Source organism: Colwellia sp. BRX8-4 (genome assembly GCF_014077345.1).
Taxonomy (GTDB): domain Bacteria; phylum Pseudomonadota; class Gammaproteobacteria; order Enterobacterales; family Alteromonadaceae; genus Colwellia_A.
This window is the reverse complement of sequence record NZ_JACGVS010000029.1, coordinates 25,671-41,572: the sequence shown is the minus strand read 5'-3', so window position 1 is coordinate 41,572 and position 15,902 is coordinate 25,671. Positions and strand designations below refer to the sequence as shown.

12 protein-coding genes and 1 pseudogene are annotated in these 15,902 nt (G+C 38.4%); 4 read left to right on the top strand and 9 right to left on the bottom strand.

Annotation, left to right across the window (positions count from 1 at the left end; genetic code table 11):
- Positions 1–231: pseudogene (locus H4J56_RS17675) on the top strand (transposase); the annotation flags it as partial.
- A gap of 399 nt (positions 232–630) precedes the next feature.
- On the opposite strand, the gene H4J56_RS17670 reads toward H4J56_RS17675, so the two are convergent.
- From H4J56_RS17670 to H4J56_RS17655, 4 genes are all read right to left on the bottom strand, one after another.
- The gene (locus H4J56_RS17670) at positions 631–3,711 is read right to left on the bottom strand and encodes an efflux RND transporter permease subunit (RefSeq protein WP_182259685.1); all 3,081 of its coding nucleotides are present in this window, start codon (positions 3,709–3,711) and stop codon (positions 631–633) included.
- Positions 3,711–4,835 (bottom strand): efflux RND transporter periplasmic adaptor subunit, encoded by a 1,125-nt coding sequence (locus tag H4J56_RS17665; RefSeq protein ID WP_182259684.1) that lies wholly within the window; start codon positions 4,833–4,835, stop codon positions 3,711–3,713. Before H4J56_RS17665 ends, H4J56_RS17670 begins: the two co-directional genes overlap by 1 nt.
- A gap of 751 nt (positions 4,836–5,586) precedes the next feature.
- Positions 5,587–6,885 (bottom strand): phosphopyruvate hydratase, encoded by a 1,299-nt coding sequence (gene eno, locus H4J56_RS17660; protein WP_182222863.1) that lies wholly within the window; start codon positions 6,883–6,885, stop codon positions 5,587–5,589.
- A 158-nt stretch (positions 6,886–7,043) separates the two neighbouring features.
- The gene (locus tag H4J56_RS17655) at positions 7,044–8,681 is read right to left on the bottom strand and encodes a CTP synthase (RefSeq protein ID WP_070374523.1); all 1,638 of its coding nucleotides are present in this window, start codon (positions 8,679–8,681) and stop codon (positions 7,044–7,046) included.
- 291 nt (positions 8,682–8,972) lie between these two features.
- Between H4J56_RS17655 and H4J56_RS17650 the strand changes: the two genes are divergently transcribed.
- Positions 8,973–9,572 (top strand): DUF4202 domain-containing protein, encoded by a 600-nt coding sequence (locus tag H4J56_RS17650; RefSeq protein ID WP_182222862.1) that lies wholly within the window; start codon positions 8,973–8,975, stop codon positions 9,570–9,572.
- A 10-nt stretch (positions 9,573–9,582) separates the two neighbouring features.
- Here H4J56_RS17650 and H4J56_RS17645 read toward each other — a convergent pair whose 3' ends face one another.
- From H4J56_RS17645 to H4J56_RS17630, 4 genes are all read right to left on the bottom strand, one after another.
- Positions 9,583–9,969 (bottom strand): YbaN family protein, encoded by a 387-nt coding sequence (locus H4J56_RS17645; RefSeq protein ID WP_070374525.1) that lies wholly within the window; start codon positions 9,967–9,969, stop codon positions 9,583–9,585.
- Positions 9,966–10,706 (bottom strand): transporter substrate-binding domain-containing protein, encoded by a 741-nt coding sequence (locus tag H4J56_RS17640; protein ID WP_182245065.1) that lies wholly within the window; start codon positions 10,704–10,706, stop codon positions 9,966–9,968. Before H4J56_RS17640 ends, H4J56_RS17645 begins: the two co-directional genes overlap by 4 nt.
- A 198-nt stretch (positions 10,707–10,904) precedes the next feature.
- On the bottom strand, positions 10,905–11,909 hold the full coding sequence (locus H4J56_RS17635) for an ABC transporter permease (protein WP_182259683.1): 1,005 nt from the start codon (positions 11,907–11,909) through the stop codon (positions 10,905–10,907).
- A gap of 5 nt (positions 11,910–11,914) precedes the next feature.
- Positions 11,915–12,829 (bottom strand): ABC transporter ATP-binding protein, encoded by a 915-nt coding sequence (locus tag H4J56_RS17630; protein WP_182245064.1) that lies wholly within the window; start codon positions 12,827–12,829, stop codon positions 11,915–11,917.
- Positions 12,830–13,008: 179 nt separating this feature from the next.
- On the opposite strand from H4J56_RS17630, the gene H4J56_RS17625 reads away from it, so the two are divergent.
- Both H4J56_RS17625 and H4J56_RS17620 read left to right on the top strand, forming a co-directional pair.
- A complete protein-coding gene (locus tag H4J56_RS17625) occupies positions 13,009–13,239 on the top strand; it encodes a hypothetical protein (protein WP_182251352.1) in 231 nt (76 codons plus the stop codon).
- On the top strand, positions 13,230–13,487 hold the full coding sequence (locus H4J56_RS17620) for a hypothetical protein (protein ID WP_182259682.1): 258 nt from the start codon (positions 13,230–13,232) through the stop codon (positions 13,485–13,487). Before H4J56_RS17625 ends, H4J56_RS17620 begins: the two co-directional genes overlap by 10 nt.
- Here H4J56_RS17620 and H4J56_RS17615 read toward each other — a convergent pair whose 3' ends face one another.
- On the bottom strand, positions 13,488–15,710 hold the full coding sequence (locus H4J56_RS17615; RefSeq protein ID WP_182259681.1) for a GNAT family N-acetyltransferase: 2,223 nt from the start codon (positions 15,708–15,710) through the stop codon (positions 13,488–13,490).
- Positions 15,711–15,902: the final 192 nt, after the last annotated feature.

Here is a 15,902-nt window from a genome sequence, read left to right as displayed (position 1 = left end):
GGTCGCGTAATAAGAGCAGACAAACGAGGCGCTATCGATAACAAAACCGCAAATATACTGTCAAGACTTCACATCAGCGATGAAAGTTGGCTCAAACTCACCACAAACTTTGAAGGTATATTCACTGGTGCAGTCGGCACCGCAGAGCATTTGTGTGAATTTACTGAGCACGTGGGGTTAAAGCGCGCACACGGTAAAGCAAATGCCCAAGCTTGTTTGAATAGCGCGTAAACATAGCTATATTCAAAAACAGCAAGAAAAATACAGCTACCTTGGGGTAGAAAGTAAAGCTTGCCTGAAATTCACTCATTTAATCAACTTCTATAAAAATCGATAGGCAAAAGCTTACAAGATGCAGTACATGCATTGTTGCTGACCAATGGATAGCTGTTTTTCAGAGCATTATTATTGTGCAGCATTATCATGGCTGGCATAGTAATTTCTATTACTACGGAAAGTAATTATGGGTGGCATAGTAATTTCTGCGGAAAGTAATTATGGGTGGCATAGTAATTTCTGCTTCCAATCGTTCAACGATAAATTAATATTTTTATCTTTGAATAAGTGATTAGTAATAAGCGATTCACGTCTGCTAGGCTTTTTTATTTAAACATTAAAACCTCTAGGCCATTAGCTTTGCTGTTCAATTTTATTAGCAATCGCCTGTGGAGAGCCGGTATTACGACACAACCAATAATATGCGCCTGGCACAATAAATAAGGTAAATATACTCGCTAGTGATACACCCGCAAAAATCACCACACCAATCACCATTCTACTTTCAGCTCCAGGACCGACCGCAAACACTAAAGGAATAGCACTGGTTACCGTTGTAAATGTTGTCATAACAATAGGGCGTAATCTTTGCTGTGAAGCACTAATTAATGCTTCTTCAAAAGCAATACCCTTGTCACGTAACTGGTTGGCAAACTCTACAATTAAAATACCATTTTTAGCTGCTAAGCCTATTAGCATGATAATACCAATTTGGCTGTAGATATTTAAACTCATGCCCATCAATTCGAGCCCAGCAAGTGCACCAACCAGTGCTAACGGTACGGTAAGTAAAATAACAAAAGGATGAATAAAGCTTTCAAACTGGGCAGCTAACACCAAATAAGTAATTAATAAGGCCAACAAAAAAACAAACATGATGGAATTACCTGATTCTTTTAGCAATAGCGACTCGCCTTTATAATCCACTTGCACATGTTCTGGCAGTTTATTTTTAGTCACATCGACAAGGAAATCTAGTGCGTCACCTAAAGCATAACCATCAGTCAAATTTGCCGTAACAGTAATACTACGCAGGCGGTTATAACGATTAAGTTGAGACGAGGTTGCATTTTCACCAATATTTAAAACACTAGCTAATGGTATTAATTTGTCGGTAGTACGAGAGCGAATATATAAATTTTCAATGTCTGCAGGGCTTTGAAATTGCTTTTCATTACCCTCAACAATTACATCATACTCTTCACCTCGATCAACAAACGTTGTAACACGACGTTGACCTAGCATAGTCTCTAGGGTTTGGGCGATATCACCCACTGTCACACCTAAATCATAGGCACGTTCACGGTCTATTTGAACTAATAACTGAGGATATGTTTCTTGATAATCACTGTTGATATTCGACAAGTTAGGATTTTTTTGCGCTTCTGTGATCAAAATATCACGCCACTGTGCTAGCTCTTCAAAGGTGTTCCCCTGTAAAACAAAAGACACGGGGTTATCACCACCGCCACCGCCGCCAATGCCACGGCGCATAATGGCAAAAGCTCGTACATCAGTCACGCTTTGCATATCTGCGTTTATTTTATTAATAAAACTGAATGTATCAATGCTACGTTTATCCCATTCAGGTAAACCAACAATAGCAACACCACCGCTCCCTCCAAAACCAGGTACACGCACTAACACTCGGTCTAACTCACCTTGAGCTTGATAAGCTAGAAGCTTTTCTTCAATTTCATGCATATTTTTAACGTTGTTTTCATAACTTGCGCCTTCAGCGCTTTGCATCATTAAAAAGAAATTACCGCGATCTTCTTTTGGGGTGTATTCAGAAGGTAATTTATTAAACAGCAAAAACACTGCGGCTAATGCTAAGCCCAACACGAGTACGATAAGCATGGGTTGATGAATACTACTTTTAAGGGCGCGACCATAAGACGCTTCAAAACGAGCAAAAGCATGATCTAGCTTTTGACCAAAGGAAGAGCTCCGCTCTCTGTGTTTTAACATTTTTGAACACATCATTGGTGTAAGCGATAAAGCAGTCAGGCTTGAAAATATTACTGCGGCGGATATAGCGATAGCAAATTCGGTAAATAATCGGCCCATATTGCCCGATAAAAAGACAAGAGGTACAAATACGGCTACTAACACCAACGTAGTTGCAACAACAGCAAAAGCAACTTCCCGACCTCCTTCATACGCTGCCATCAATGGTGTTTGACCATTTTCGATACGACGATAAATATTTTCAAGTACAACGATGGCATCATCAACCACCAAGCCAATTGCGAGTACTAAGGCGAGTAAGGTTAATAAGTTAATAGAAAAACCAAACCATGACAGCGCCATCATTGAACCAATTAAAGCAACGGGTACCGTAATTGCAGGTATAAGAGTGGCTCGGACATTACCTAAAAATAAAAAGATAACCAATACCACCATCAACATGGCGATAATTAACGTGTTATAGACTTCATCAATAGAGCCTTGAATGAAAACAGAGCTGTCGTAACTATTAGTAATAGTGGTACCAACAGGTAGCGTACTACGAATAGCGATCATCTCTTTTCTTGCTGACTTAACAACATCTAAGGTATTCCCCTTAGATTGCTTAATAACCCCCAAGCCAACCATATTTTTGCCATTACCACGAAACATGTTTTCATCATCTTGCGCGCCAATAAAAACTTCAGCAACATCACCTAAACGTACCAGTGAATTACTTTCAGAACGATCAATAACCATATTGGCAAAATCTTGTTCTGATAAATAACTGCGCTCTACACGAATAGAGAAATCTCGTTCAACTGACTCAATGCGTCCCGCTGGTAATTCAACATTCTCATCACGTAAAGTACGTTCAATATCCTGTACCGTAATATTACGCGCTGCCATTGATGCGCGGTTTAGGCGTATTTTCATTGCATAAGTACGTCCACCACCAACCCGTATGCGAGCAACACCATCAACCACAGCAAAACGGTCTACAATATATCGATTAGCATAATCAGTTAGCGCTAGTGTGCTCATGGTTTCACTTTGTAAAACAAACCAAACGATGACGTTTTCATCATCATTGGCTTTAGATACTTCAGGAGGATCGGCTTGCTCTGGTAAGTTATTTAGTGCTCGAGAAATACGATCGCGTACATCATTAGTCGCCGCATCAATATCTCGATCTAAATTAAATTCAATGGTTATACTAGAACGACCAACACGGCTGTTTGAGTTAATGGTTTTAACTCCTTCAACGCCACTGATTCTGTCTTCAAGTAATTGGGTTATTTTAGTCTCGACAATCGCCGCTGACGCTCCGGGGTAATTAGTACTGATATTAACAATAGGAGGGTCAATATCAGGGTACTCTCGTAATGGCAGCATCAAGAAAGCAACAATACCAAAAGTAATAATAAGTAAATTTATAACGGTAGCAAAAACCGGTCTTTTAACCGATAAGTCAGACAATATCACTAGGTCTTGCTCCCATTTTCAGGAATATCTGTTTCAGCTTTTTGACCACTAATACTTACAGCAGAGCCATCACGAAGTTTCAGTGCTCCTTCTACAACCACTTCTTCACCGGCAACTAAGCCTGATATAACTTCTACCACTCCGGGGTGACGTCGACCAATTTTTATCGCCTTACGCACAGCTTTGTCTTCTCTAACAACAAAAACGTAATGAATATTCTCTATAGGAATAATACTGCTTTCAGGTAATTGCAAAATATTTTCTACTTGTAATAACACGCTAATATTAAGCAACATACCAGGTCGCAGTTTTAACGCTTTATTATTGAGAGTAGCGCGAACTTTAATACTGCGCGTGCTTGCATCAATACGGCTATCAAGCGCTGTAATTTCACCAATAAACTCTTTACCTTGATAGGCGCTATTAAAAGCAGTCACTTGTTGACCCACATGAATATGAGTGAGTAAACGCTCAGGTAAATGAAAGTCTACCTTAACACTGCTCAGGTCATCTAAGCTGGTAATAATATCACCCGCATCAAGATAAGCTCCTTTACTCACTTCACGAAAACCAAGAACGCCAGCAAATGGTGCACGAATAATTAAATCATTTACTTTACTGTTTGCACTCACAAGTTGTGCTTCAATCGCTTTAGTTTTTGCTTCTTGCTGCTCGACTAAAGATTTAGAGGTTGTGTTGCTAGAAAGCAGCTTAGTTAAACGCGTTAAATGTGCCTGTGATTCTGACAAGTTAGCGGTTAACTCGTTAACTTTTGCCAGCTCTTCTTGATTATTCAGCTTGACTAACACAGCACCTTTTTTTACTTTTTGACCATCGTCAAAATTAATTGTATCAACAAGATCTGAATATTTACTGGTAATAATCACTTGTTCATTAGCGCGCGCTGTACCAACAGCTTCAACACTCTCAATAAATTCAGTAAGTACCACTGGCACCATTTTTACCGCAACAACACGTTCAAATTTACTTTCTTCCTGCTTAGCTTCAGGCCACTGCAAATAAACAATTAAGACGACTAAAATAGCAACTAAAATCAATAAAGGTAGTCGGTTGGTAAAAGTAGAAGTACTTGTTGGCGCTGTAGGTACAGACTTATTTGACATAAAAGTTCTCTAAAAGCATATTAATAATGAGTTTAAGCAGTAAGTTTAGCGAGCATGTTCGCACAAATATTATAACCTAAAGCCTAATTAATAGCATTTAACTAGCCAGTAACTTAGCCCAGAATATTAACCACTTAACGTAATAAAGTTGCATCGAGTTAGGCCGGCTAAAATCCTAAAAGATATAGTAGAGATGCCTGTAAAAGGCTTTCAAAAGACACTACCCTGCCCCTAGCTTATTACCCCCTCGACAGTCTGTGATCATTAAGTGTCTATATTTTATATTGTTAAGCATCAACAGAAACAAAAAAACACCAATCATGACAATTGATGTTTTATTAAACTAGCCTCCTGTCTAAATCAGTTATCCCTAAAAATAAAAAACCACTCAAATGAGTGGCTTTTATAACTATATTTATAATTAAAATAACGCATTAAAATATGAGTTAGTTCAAACTACCACTAGGCAGACGCACGGAGTTGACGATAGTCAATGAGTACTTCTAACAACGTGGTAGGAAGAAATAAACATAGTTTAGCTAGGTTATTAAACTAGCCTCCTGTCTAAATCAGTTATTCCTAAAAATAAAAAGCCACTCAAATGAGTGGCTTTTATCACTATATTTATAGCAAAAATAACGAATTAAAATATGAGTTAGTTCAAACTACCACTAGGCAGACGCACGGAGTTGACGATAGTCAATGAGTACTTCTAACAACGTGGTAGGAAGAAATAAACATAGTTTAATCGTTATTGGCCTTTAACTTCTGACAGGCCATTAAATATAGCTTTATCACCAAGGTACTCTTCAATACGTAGCAATTGGTTATACTTAGAAACACGGTCTGAACGACAAAGTGAACCGGTTTTAATTTGGCCTGCCGCTGTACCTACCGCTAAATCAGCAATCGTTGCATCTTCAGTTTCGCCTGAACGATGAGAAATAACGGCAGTAAAACCAGCATCTTTCGCCATTTTAATCGCCGCTAATGTTTCAGTTAAGGTACCAATCTGGTTAAACTTAATTAAAATTGAGTTGCCAATACCTTGTTCAATACCACGAGCTAAGATTTTAGTATTCGTTACAAATAAATCATCGCCAACAATTTGTATTTTATCGCCTAATAATTTTGTTTGGTAAGCAAAACCATCCCAGTCAGACTCGTCCAAACCGTCTTCAATAGAAACGATAGGGTATTCTTCACATAGCGTTGCTAAAAAATCAGAGAATTCGTTAGCTGTAAATTGCTTGCCTTCGCCTTTCAGGTCGTAAATGCCTTTCTCGCTATCATAAAACTCTGAAGCAGCACAATCCATCGCTAACGTAATGTCTTTACCTAATTCATAACCGGCAGCAGAAACGGCTTCCTTAATAACCGCTAAGGCGTCAGCATTCGAGGCTAAATCAGGTGCAAAACCACCTTCATCACCAACGGCAGTATTTAAACCTTTTGCAGATAATACTTTTTTCAAAGCATGAAATATTTCAGCGCCCATACGTAATGCTTCACTGAAACTTTTAGCACTTACCGGTTGGATCATGAATTCTTGAATATCAACATTATTGTCTGCATGTTCACCGCCATTGATAATATTCATCATAGGTAAAGGTAATGAGTATTGCCCCGGAGTTCCGTTTAAATCAGCGATATGTTCAAATAATTGTACTTTCTTTTCCATTGCGGCTGCTTTTGCATTTGCTAATGAAACCGCTAAAATAGCATTGGCGCCAAATTTTTCTTTATTTTCAGTACCGTCTAAGTCGATCATGATTTGATCAATAGTGGCTTGTTCTAAAGCACTTTGTCCGATCAATGCCGTTTGAATGTCATTGTTTATCGCCGCAACCGCTTTTAATACGCCTTTACCTAAATAACGAGACTTATCACCATCACGTAACTCTAACGCTTCACGTGAACCGGTTGATGCGCCAGAGGGTGCAGCAGCACGACCCCAAGCACCCGATGCTAAAAAAACGTCAGCTTCAACGGTTGGGTTACCACGAGAGTCCATAATTTCACGGGCGATAATTTTACTGATATTCGACATTATAATTCCTTTAAATTGAGTGCACTACAGCGAATGAACCGCTATTAAGTTGGTAATAGTTTTTAGTTTACATTTTACTGATAAAACATTTTGCCATAAATAATTATGCCAGAAAGCAAAACCGCAGCACTATGCTACGGTTTTATTAATTTTCAGGTTTAACTTGATTGCTGTTTTTGATGCTCAAATGAAGCAGCAATAAAGCTTTCAAACAATGGGTGTCCATCACGTGGAGTTGAATTAAACTCAGGATGAAACTGCCCAGCAATAAACCAAGGATGATCCGGTATTTCAATCATCTCAACTAATGTTTTATCCGTAGATAACCCCGAGAAAACCAAACCAGCTTTGCTAATTTGCTCACGGTAGTTATTATTTACCTCATAACGATGACGGTGTCTCTCATAAATTGTTTCACTGCCATATACGTCATATGCCTTGGTACCTTTCACAAGGTGGCACAATTGTGAACCTAAACGCATCGTGCCGCCTAAGTCTGAATTTTCATGACGGTATTCAACTTGGCCTTCTTCATCTAACCATTCATTAATTAAACCAACCACTGGATGTGGGGTTTCAGGGTTAAATTCGGTGCTATGAGCGTCAGTAAGACCAGCAACATTGCGGGCATAATCAATAAGCGCCACTTGCATACCTAAACAAATACCTAAATAAGGCACTTTGTTTTCACGGGCATATTTCGCCGCTAAAATTTTTCCTTCAACGCCACGAATACCAAAACCACCTGGCACTAATATCGCATCAACGGTTCCTAAAACATCAGTTCCTTTGCTCTCAAGATCTTGTGAGTCAATGTATTTAATGTTTACCGTTACTTGGTTTTTCAAGCCGGCATGTTTTAATGCTTCGTTAACAGATTTATACGCGTCTGGTAATTCAATATATTTACCTACCATGCCTATGGTAACTTCACCAAAAGGGTTAGCTTCTTGATAGAGTACTTTTTCCCATTCACTTAAATCGGCTGCAGGTACATCAAGACCAAAACGTTTAACCACTAATTCATCTATACCTTGGGCTTTAAGTAACGCCGGAATCTTATAAATGCTATCAACGTCACGCATTGATAAAACCGCTTTTTCAGCAACATTGGTAAACAAAGATATTTTTGCTCGCTCATTAGCAGGCACAGTGCGTTCACTTCGACACACTAAAATATCAGGGACGATACCAATTGAGCGTAGCTCTTTCACTGAATGTTGAGTTGGTTTTGTTTTAATTTCGCCGGCTGTTTTAATATAAGGCACTAACGTTAGATGCATATACATCGCACGTTCACGTCCTAATTCGGTACCTAACTGGCGGATAGCTTCTAAGAAAGGTTGTGATTCAATATCACCAACCGTGCCGCCAATCTCAACCATAGCAACGTCATAACCTTCAGCACCCTCAATAACGCGACGCTTAATGTCGTTAGTAATATGAGGAATAACTTGAATAGTGGCACCTAAAAACTCACCTTTGCGCTCACGTGCAAGAATATCTTGATATATTCTGCCGGTGGTGAAGTTATTAAGCTTGGTCATTTTGGTACGAATAAATCGTTCATAATGCCCTAAATCCAAATCAGTTTCCGCGCCGTCTTCGGTAACAAATACTTCACCATGTTGAATAGGACTCATCGTACCCGGGTCAACATTAATATAAGGGTCAAGTTTTAACATTGTGACTTTTAAGCCGCGTGCTTCAAGAATTGCAGCAAGAGAAGCCGCGGCAATACCTTTACCAAGAGACGATACAACGCCGCCGGTTACAAAAATATATCTAGTTGTCATGTGATACCAAAAGTCAGAGTGAGCAGGAATTTTGTGTGTTTTACTTAAGTTGTTTTGCTAGCTTATTATACGAATTAATTAGCGAATAATGAGGTAAGTTTAGTCATGATTTTGAAAAACGCACCAACCTAGCAGGACGGGAAAACATTATACTTAAAACTAGCTACCACGACAATATGATCTACAGATCAATTTCTGTTATTTTGACAAAAATATTTAATCACTGTGTTTATTTTATCGATAAAAAGCTAACATATTGTTTTAATTCACCCTAGGCATTGGATACCCTTTATGACTTCATCTCGTTTAACCGCCGTACTTTGTGCTATCGATAAAATAAATAGTGAAGATCCCAATCAAACACTTGTTAATGGGCATCCTCAAGCCAATGAATTACTTTATGGTCAATACATGACCTCTTGTCTTGAGCAGTATTTTCCTCAGTCAAATGAATTATTACAAATAGCTGTGCGGGCACAGCATATTAAACGCTGGGACTTAAAGCGTACCGAATTTGATGAAGGTAAAGCTGGCTATTATCAGTGGCGGATTTCCCAAGGAAAGTTCCACGCTGAGCTCACTAAGTCATTAATGTTAGAAAATGATTATTCTGAGCATGAGGCTGAATTGACCGCTTGTATTTTAAGAAAAGAACAGCTCAAAACAAATGCCAACACGCAAACGTTAGAGGATGTCGCTTGCTTAGTCTTTTTACAATATTACTTTCACGCTTTTGCCGCTAAATATACCGAAGCAGACAACGAAGCTAAAATCATAAGGATAGTAAAGAAAACTTGGGGAAAAATGTCAGCGCGTGGCCACGAAATAGCACTTTCATTAACACTACCTAACCATTTAGCGACCTTAGTGGGTAAAGCACTCGCTGATTAATAATTAACAGTTAAGTTTGCTGTTCCTCTGCTGAAAGAGGTAAACGCCATAGAAAAATAAAGGGCCCTGCAACTAAAACGATGACCAACACTCGCAGTAGGTTATTGTCTAATTGATAGCACGAACCCATGGTGGCTAAGATAATAGTACTTAAAGCGATTGTTTTAGCCCTTTTAGGAATACTGCCTGATGTTTGCCAATGGTAAATCAAGGGGCCAAAAACTTTATGTCTAAGTAATATTTTATTCATACGTGGCGAAGACTTAGCAAAACAACTCGCCGCAACTAACAGAAAAGGTGTGGTAGGAAGAATCGGCAGTACCACACCCAGTAGAGCAAGACCTACAAAGAACAAACCAGTAAGTTTTAAGAGCCTCTGTGCTAGCAGTTCGTTCATTCTATTTGCCAATCATTATAGATAAAGTCAACTGAGGATAATAACTGCTGTAGCTCTCCTGACAAGCGCATTTCATTAACAATTACACTAAGTGCTTTATTAAGACTTTGTCCTTTCTCTGTCTTTGGAAAAACCATTTTAACTTCAAACTTTTTATAAAGTTGACGTTTAACAGCAGCTAACAACGGCAAATTTTCACGTAAAAGAGGATCGGTGGAAGAATCAGCAAAAATATAACCGTCGGTCATTTTGTGCTGCACTTTCTTTAAACTACAAAGGATACAACTAGAACCCATCTTTAATTCACTAAAAAAAGGCAGGTGAGCAGCATCAGTTTCAATCTTATAATTTACCAGTTTAGTGAGATCAACAAACCTATCTTTATGGGTATAAAGTACAAAGTTGACATGAAAAATAGTTTCGTCTGAGTAAATAAAGTTATCTTGAGGCGAATTCTCAGCTTTGGGCTTAATAAAGGGTAAATGAAAATCAACTTGATTAGTAATAACATAATAGATAGAACGCGAAAAAGGCACTATCTGGATTTCTATATTTTGGTCTAGTTTCTTGGCAAGCACTTTAACAAAATCGACCAAAACCCCTTCATCTTTACTTACCGCATGAACTGGCATTTGAGGAATACTGACACGTAATATATCTGTCGCAATACTGGTATTACAGTAAAAAAACACACTTAAAAGGCAAATAAACTTAATAAACACACGATTGGTAATCACTAATAACTATCCTTAACTGCTATGAATTAAGCATAATATATTTTATCTAATAAAAAAATATTTTTTAAGCACTTTAAATTTCACTGATTTATAACAAGGTTATCTTTGCTCAACAGCGAGGTGTTACCGATGGTTTTTGTCACGCAACGAGACCTAGTATAATTATTGATAGGTCTCGCTATAAAACAGCAACCGCTATTATCGCTCGGTATTCCAACTAAATAAGTAAGAGCCTAACGCTAAAAAAATAGTACTCATAATCAAAAGTGCGCTCAGGTGATAACTGATATCAGCTAGGGTTGCACCTTCTGTGATCACTTTTCTCGCTCCAGCCACTAAATGAGTTAAAGGTAAAAAGTCAGCAAAAACTTTTACCGCATGGGGTGCACCTTCTAGACTAAACCAAACACCTGATAACAACATCATTGGCCATGAGGTCAAATTAAGTAAACCGCCAATAAGCTCTTCACTCTTACTTCTGCTCGCGACCAGCAAACCTAAAGATATTAAGCTAATAGCGCCTAAAACTGCGATGATAAATAGATCAAAATAGCTGCCCAGCATGTAAAAATCAAAAAAGAAATTACAGCCAATATAAACAACACTCGACATAAACATCACAATAAAAATACGTGACACTAATTGTGCTGATACAAATTCAAACGCTGAAAGCGGTGTCGCTTTTAAACGTTTTAATACCGCATTTTTCCGATAACGTACTATCACGTAGCCAACACCAAATAGGCAACTAAACATCATGTTCATTCCAAGGATCCCAGGCAGCACCCAGTCGACATAACGAATTTTCTTACCATAGGTTTCTAGGCGTTGAAAGTTATTGTGTTGTCCTAAAAAGATTTTTTCAACCAGGTAACTGTTTGGTGAACCTTGGTTAACCCAATAACTTTTTTGGCTAAAGTCGACTAAAAAATCAATAGCATGCTGTTCTAATTTTACGGTTGCTAACGCCTTATCTTGATAGTCAATAAAGTCAACGTAACGTGTTTCCATAAAACTCGATTGAACGGTTTTACTGTCGATAACCCCCACTTTATAAACGGCTTTTCCGTCACCAGAAAAAACAAAAGATAAACCCGCTAACATGAGAATAGGGAAAAATAAATTCCACCCTAACGATGAACGATCGCGAAAAAATTCAATATTACGGGCTTTGACTACCGCAAAAAAACGTTTAAAATTCATATGTTTTACTCTCTCAATGAATGGCCGGTTAATTTTAGAAAAAGATCATCAAGATTTGGAGACTTTACTTGTAAACCTTCTAATGGAATTTTCTCAGCAATTAACAAGCTAATAGTTTCTTCCACATGTTGCGTCGTTATTTCGACCCGCTCGTGTTCGATAGTCCACTGATGTTTTTCAATTAATGGCTGCGGTACTTGCTCTAGAGGTAAATAAATAAAGACCTCTTGAAAATGCTTAGCAAGTAATCGATTAGGTGTGCCACTTTCAATAATTTTACCATTGTCCATAATAACTACTTCATCACAAAGTTGTTCCGCTTCGTCCATGTAATGAGTGGTTAAAATAACCGTCTTATTTTGGGCTTTAATATTTTTTATTAATTGCCAAAAATTACGTCTCGCCTGTGGATCAAGCCCAGTGGTGGGTTCATCAAGAAAAATAATATCGGGGTCATTAATTAACGCCAGTGCTAATAATAACCGTTGGCGTTGTCCACCCGACAACAAACGATTATCTCTATCTAAAAAATCTTTTAAGCCACAGAGCTCAATTAATTGCTGATGAGGTACAGTGTTGTCATAAAATGCGGTGAATAAATTTAAGGTCTCTTGTACCGTTAAAAAATCTTGCAAAGCAGTACTTTGAAATTGAATGCCAATTTGCTGACTTATATCCTTACCTATGCTTTTTCCTGAGTAAAGCACTTCACCACTGGTCGCTGGAATTATCCCTTCCATTATTTCAATGGTCGTCGTTTTTCCTGCACCATTTGGTCCTAACAGACCAAAACAGTGTCCTTTAGTAATGGTGAAACTAATATCATCAACCGCTTGCACGCCTTTATAACTTTTAACTAAATGATTAACTTCAATAACATCGTTTTTTGTTTGACCAACCCGTTGCTGACTCTGTGTCATAACTTTCCTAATAATACCTAATGCTTGCTCATTATTGTAATGGGATCTGTGTAAAGATCACATCACTAAAAACAATAAAATACCGCCACAATGCAAATGATAATAATTATCATTTGCATTGTGGCAACTATTACATTAAATTAAATCTAACGTTATCGACAAAGCAAAGGAGTTTCATCATGGGTGCGCAACAATATTCTATCAATAGAAAAAATATTCAAGACAATTATCACCACATACACACTGAAAAGGCAAAAGTTGAATTACCCATCATATTATTAGAAAAGTTAATCTTGTCTGGCGCTTTGCCCGGTAATGAGTGCAGGTGCTTAGATGATGCTGCGCGTAAAACATTGTGGCAATCACTCTTACTAAGCAGCTTACAGGGAGAGCAATCAACATGCCGTTAACTTATTCTGCGGGCTCTCACAAAGATAGTATTCATTGCGCTATTGCATATTCAAGTGAGCTTTATCAAATAGAAGATTGGTTGAGCGTATTGACCAAGACTTATGCGCAGCATCCCAGTAATGGATTAGCAAAGGTGATCAGCTATTATTTAACTCGCCTTATCAAACATGACGACTTCACCGCTTTCGCCAGTCAGCCTTGCCATTATTTTACTATGCTTAAATTTTGGCAACAACAGATTGAATAGCTATTGCGCTTGAGCCTGCGCAATGTAGTCAATTAATGCCTGATTTAGCATTTTTTTACCGGTTAACTGATGATTCTTACATACTTCATCAACGGGCTTTTTCTGTAAAATACGCTCGATTAACACGAGTATACTTGCTTGATAATTTTCTTTACAGTGTAAAAGACACCAATAATGTAACGCTTTTACGCAATGACTAAACTGGCGTTTTTGTTGAATAAAATCGCTAATGCTGCTCAGCTGATGGGCGCTTAACTGCGGTAAACTTTTATCAGGGCAATGATGTAATATTTGCCACACTAACTTAGGCGATAAACCTTTGTATTCATCGGTGAGTAAATAATCGAATGAACTATAAAATTCACTGGCAATTTTTCGTTCAAAAAATTGCCCCCGGTCGCTCATTGCAGAAACCACCAGCGCGGAATGCTCACCACTGGCTTGGTCTTTAGTAAAACCTATTCGAGCAATTTGATAATCAGCATCTTGCCAAAACTTAAGTAACTGCGCATTGGCACCAAAACTCGCGCCAATAAAATCAACTTGCTGCTTTTTTGCAAAATTTTCTAGCGCTTTAACAAAACAACGGCCAAAACCATACCCTTGATATTGTGGATGAATAGCTATGCGTAAAACCCGCAGATATTGATAACTAAAGCTTTCACTAAAACCACAATGAGTTAATAAAGACTGGGGAATAAACTGATTTTTTAGTCGACGTTGATTTGTTGCTATCGCTTGAATATCGGCTGCTTTATTACACCCCTCTTCAAGAAGTAAGGCAACACCGACAATATCATCACCTAATTTGGCGACAAATAATTGTAGCGCTTTATTGTCAAGTAATAGCGTAATATCGTTCGGTGACGTTTGGTAATGAGCGGTGACCAGCACAGCAAAAACTTGCTTTAATAACGCCGTGTCTTCAATCAACGAGGTTGATGACACTTGGCTAAAAGATAACGATTCTTTAGCAAAGTGCACTGTTGATGATTGGCTTAAGGTTGCTTTATCCAAAGAAATTTCGGTTACAGGCTGAGTTAGTAACGGCAATTCTGTTAACTTGGCGTTAAGTAAACAACTTTCAAAAACAAAGACTTCTAACGGATCGTCTTGACGCCAGCGAATAGGCTGATGCATATGAAAGCTTCGCCACTGCGGCACTTGCTTTGTTAACGCTTGTTGAAACTTTACCGTAAAGCCGCGCCCTGCTCCTTCATAACCATGAACCGTACTTGAAAAAACAACACGAGAAAAAAGAGCCGTTAAGCTTGTTAATAAAGGCACCGGAATGGCAGCTGCCTCGTCAACCATTAATAGCGAAATATTCAATGGATCATCGCGGCGAATGAGTTGGTCGACCGCAACAAAAGTTATCGAACCCAAGGGGTGAACCAAAGCGGTTTTGCTGGTATTAGCATAGTCAAATTTTTCGCCAAGTGCCGCTAATGAACAAGCAAGTTGGCGGTAAAAAACCGATAAAGAACGAACATGGGGTGCGGTAATAACTATATTAATTTTTTCATGGCCCATAGCGGTGTTATTTGCAATGAGCTCAACACAAGCAATAGCAAGCGCTGATGATTTTCCACGACCACGATCAGCAGTTAACACTAATGGGCGGTTTCGATGGCCTCGGCTGACCTTAATAATATGTTCAACGGCTATTTGTTGTTCTTTGGTTTTACATTGATATAAAAAATCACTAGAGACGGTCGATATTACTGGTGCTATACCATCTAACAACGGAAACGTTTGCTCGTCATTTTGTGTAATCGTAATTAAGGCTTTATTGTCGAGTAGTTGTCGATAAAAATACTTAAGTGAAGCTTTCTTTGTTTGCTCAATCGCTTGTATTAATGGTTTTTCAAGCCATAAACACATAACACCGCCAGCGACTAGCGTGCCAGAGAGCGCCGCAAAAGCATCCAAATTGATACTATTAAGCGCAGAACAGTCGCTATTTTCAACACCTGAAAATAATATTCGACTATGCTCACTACCGAGTTGCTGAGCAAAGTGTTTGTTGTTGATCGTGGCAGAAATTTCGGGGTGGTGACTAAACACCAGCCAAGCGTCTTTACTCTGGTTTTGTTCATTAAGTTGCAGTAACTGTTTGACCCAGCAAGCATCACCGACCAGTAACACCAGTTGTCGCTGAAATTTGATCAAAGCCTGACATTGCATTTCTTCAAGCCATTCGACGAAATTACGGTTAGACATAAGCAGGCGCTAAATTCAGTAAAACTAAAGTGAAAACAGTTTATCAATGTGCTACCGCAATTCAAATAGTTTATTTTTATCTGCGGTTATTTACTAAAAATAATGGCATTAATAGTAGGCGATTAAGCTAATTTATTGAAATTTTCTCAGTTGTTGCCTATCTTGAAATTAATCCTTATTAATAAAAATACT

Excerpts from the sequence above, each read along its gene's own strand:
- H4J56_RS17630 (WP_182245064.1), bottom strand. The coding sequence starts at position 12,829 with ATGACACAGAGTCAGCAACGGGTTGGTCAAACAAAAAACGATGTTATT.
- H4J56_RS17650 (WP_182222862.1), top strand. The coding sequence starts at position 8,973 with ATGACTTCATCTCGTTTAACCGCCGTACTTTGTGCTATCGATAAAATA.
- H4J56_RS17625 (WP_182251352.1), top strand. The coding sequence starts at position 13,009 with ATGGGTGCGCAACAATATTCTATCAATAGAAAAAATATTCAAGACAAT.
- H4J56_RS17620 (WP_182259682.1), top strand. The coding sequence starts at position 13,230 with ATGCCGTTAACTTATTCTGCGGGCTCTCACAAAGATAGTATTCATTGC.
- eno (WP_182222863.1), bottom strand. The coding sequence starts at position 6,885 with ATGTCGAATATCAGTAAAATTATCGCCCGTGAAATTATGGACTCTCGT.
- H4J56_RS17665 (WP_182259684.1), bottom strand. The coding sequence starts at position 4,835 with ATGTCAAATAAGTCTGTACCTACAGCGCCAACAAGTACTTCTACTTTT.
- H4J56_RS17615 (WP_182259681.1), bottom strand. The coding sequence starts at position 15,710 with ATGTCTAACCGTAATTTCGTCGAATGGCTTGAAGAAATGCAATGTCAG.
- H4J56_RS17645 (WP_070374525.1), bottom strand. The coding sequence starts at position 9,969 with ATGAACGAACTGCTAGCACAGAGGCTCTTAAAACTTACTGGTTTGTTC.
- H4J56_RS17655 (WP_070374523.1), bottom strand. The coding sequence starts at position 8,681 with ATGACAACTAGATATATTTTTGTAACCGGCGGCGTTGTATCGTCTCTT.
- H4J56_RS17635 (WP_182259683.1), bottom strand. The coding sequence starts at position 11,909 with ATGAATTTTAAACGTTTTTTTGCGGTAGTCAAAGCCCGTAATATTGAA.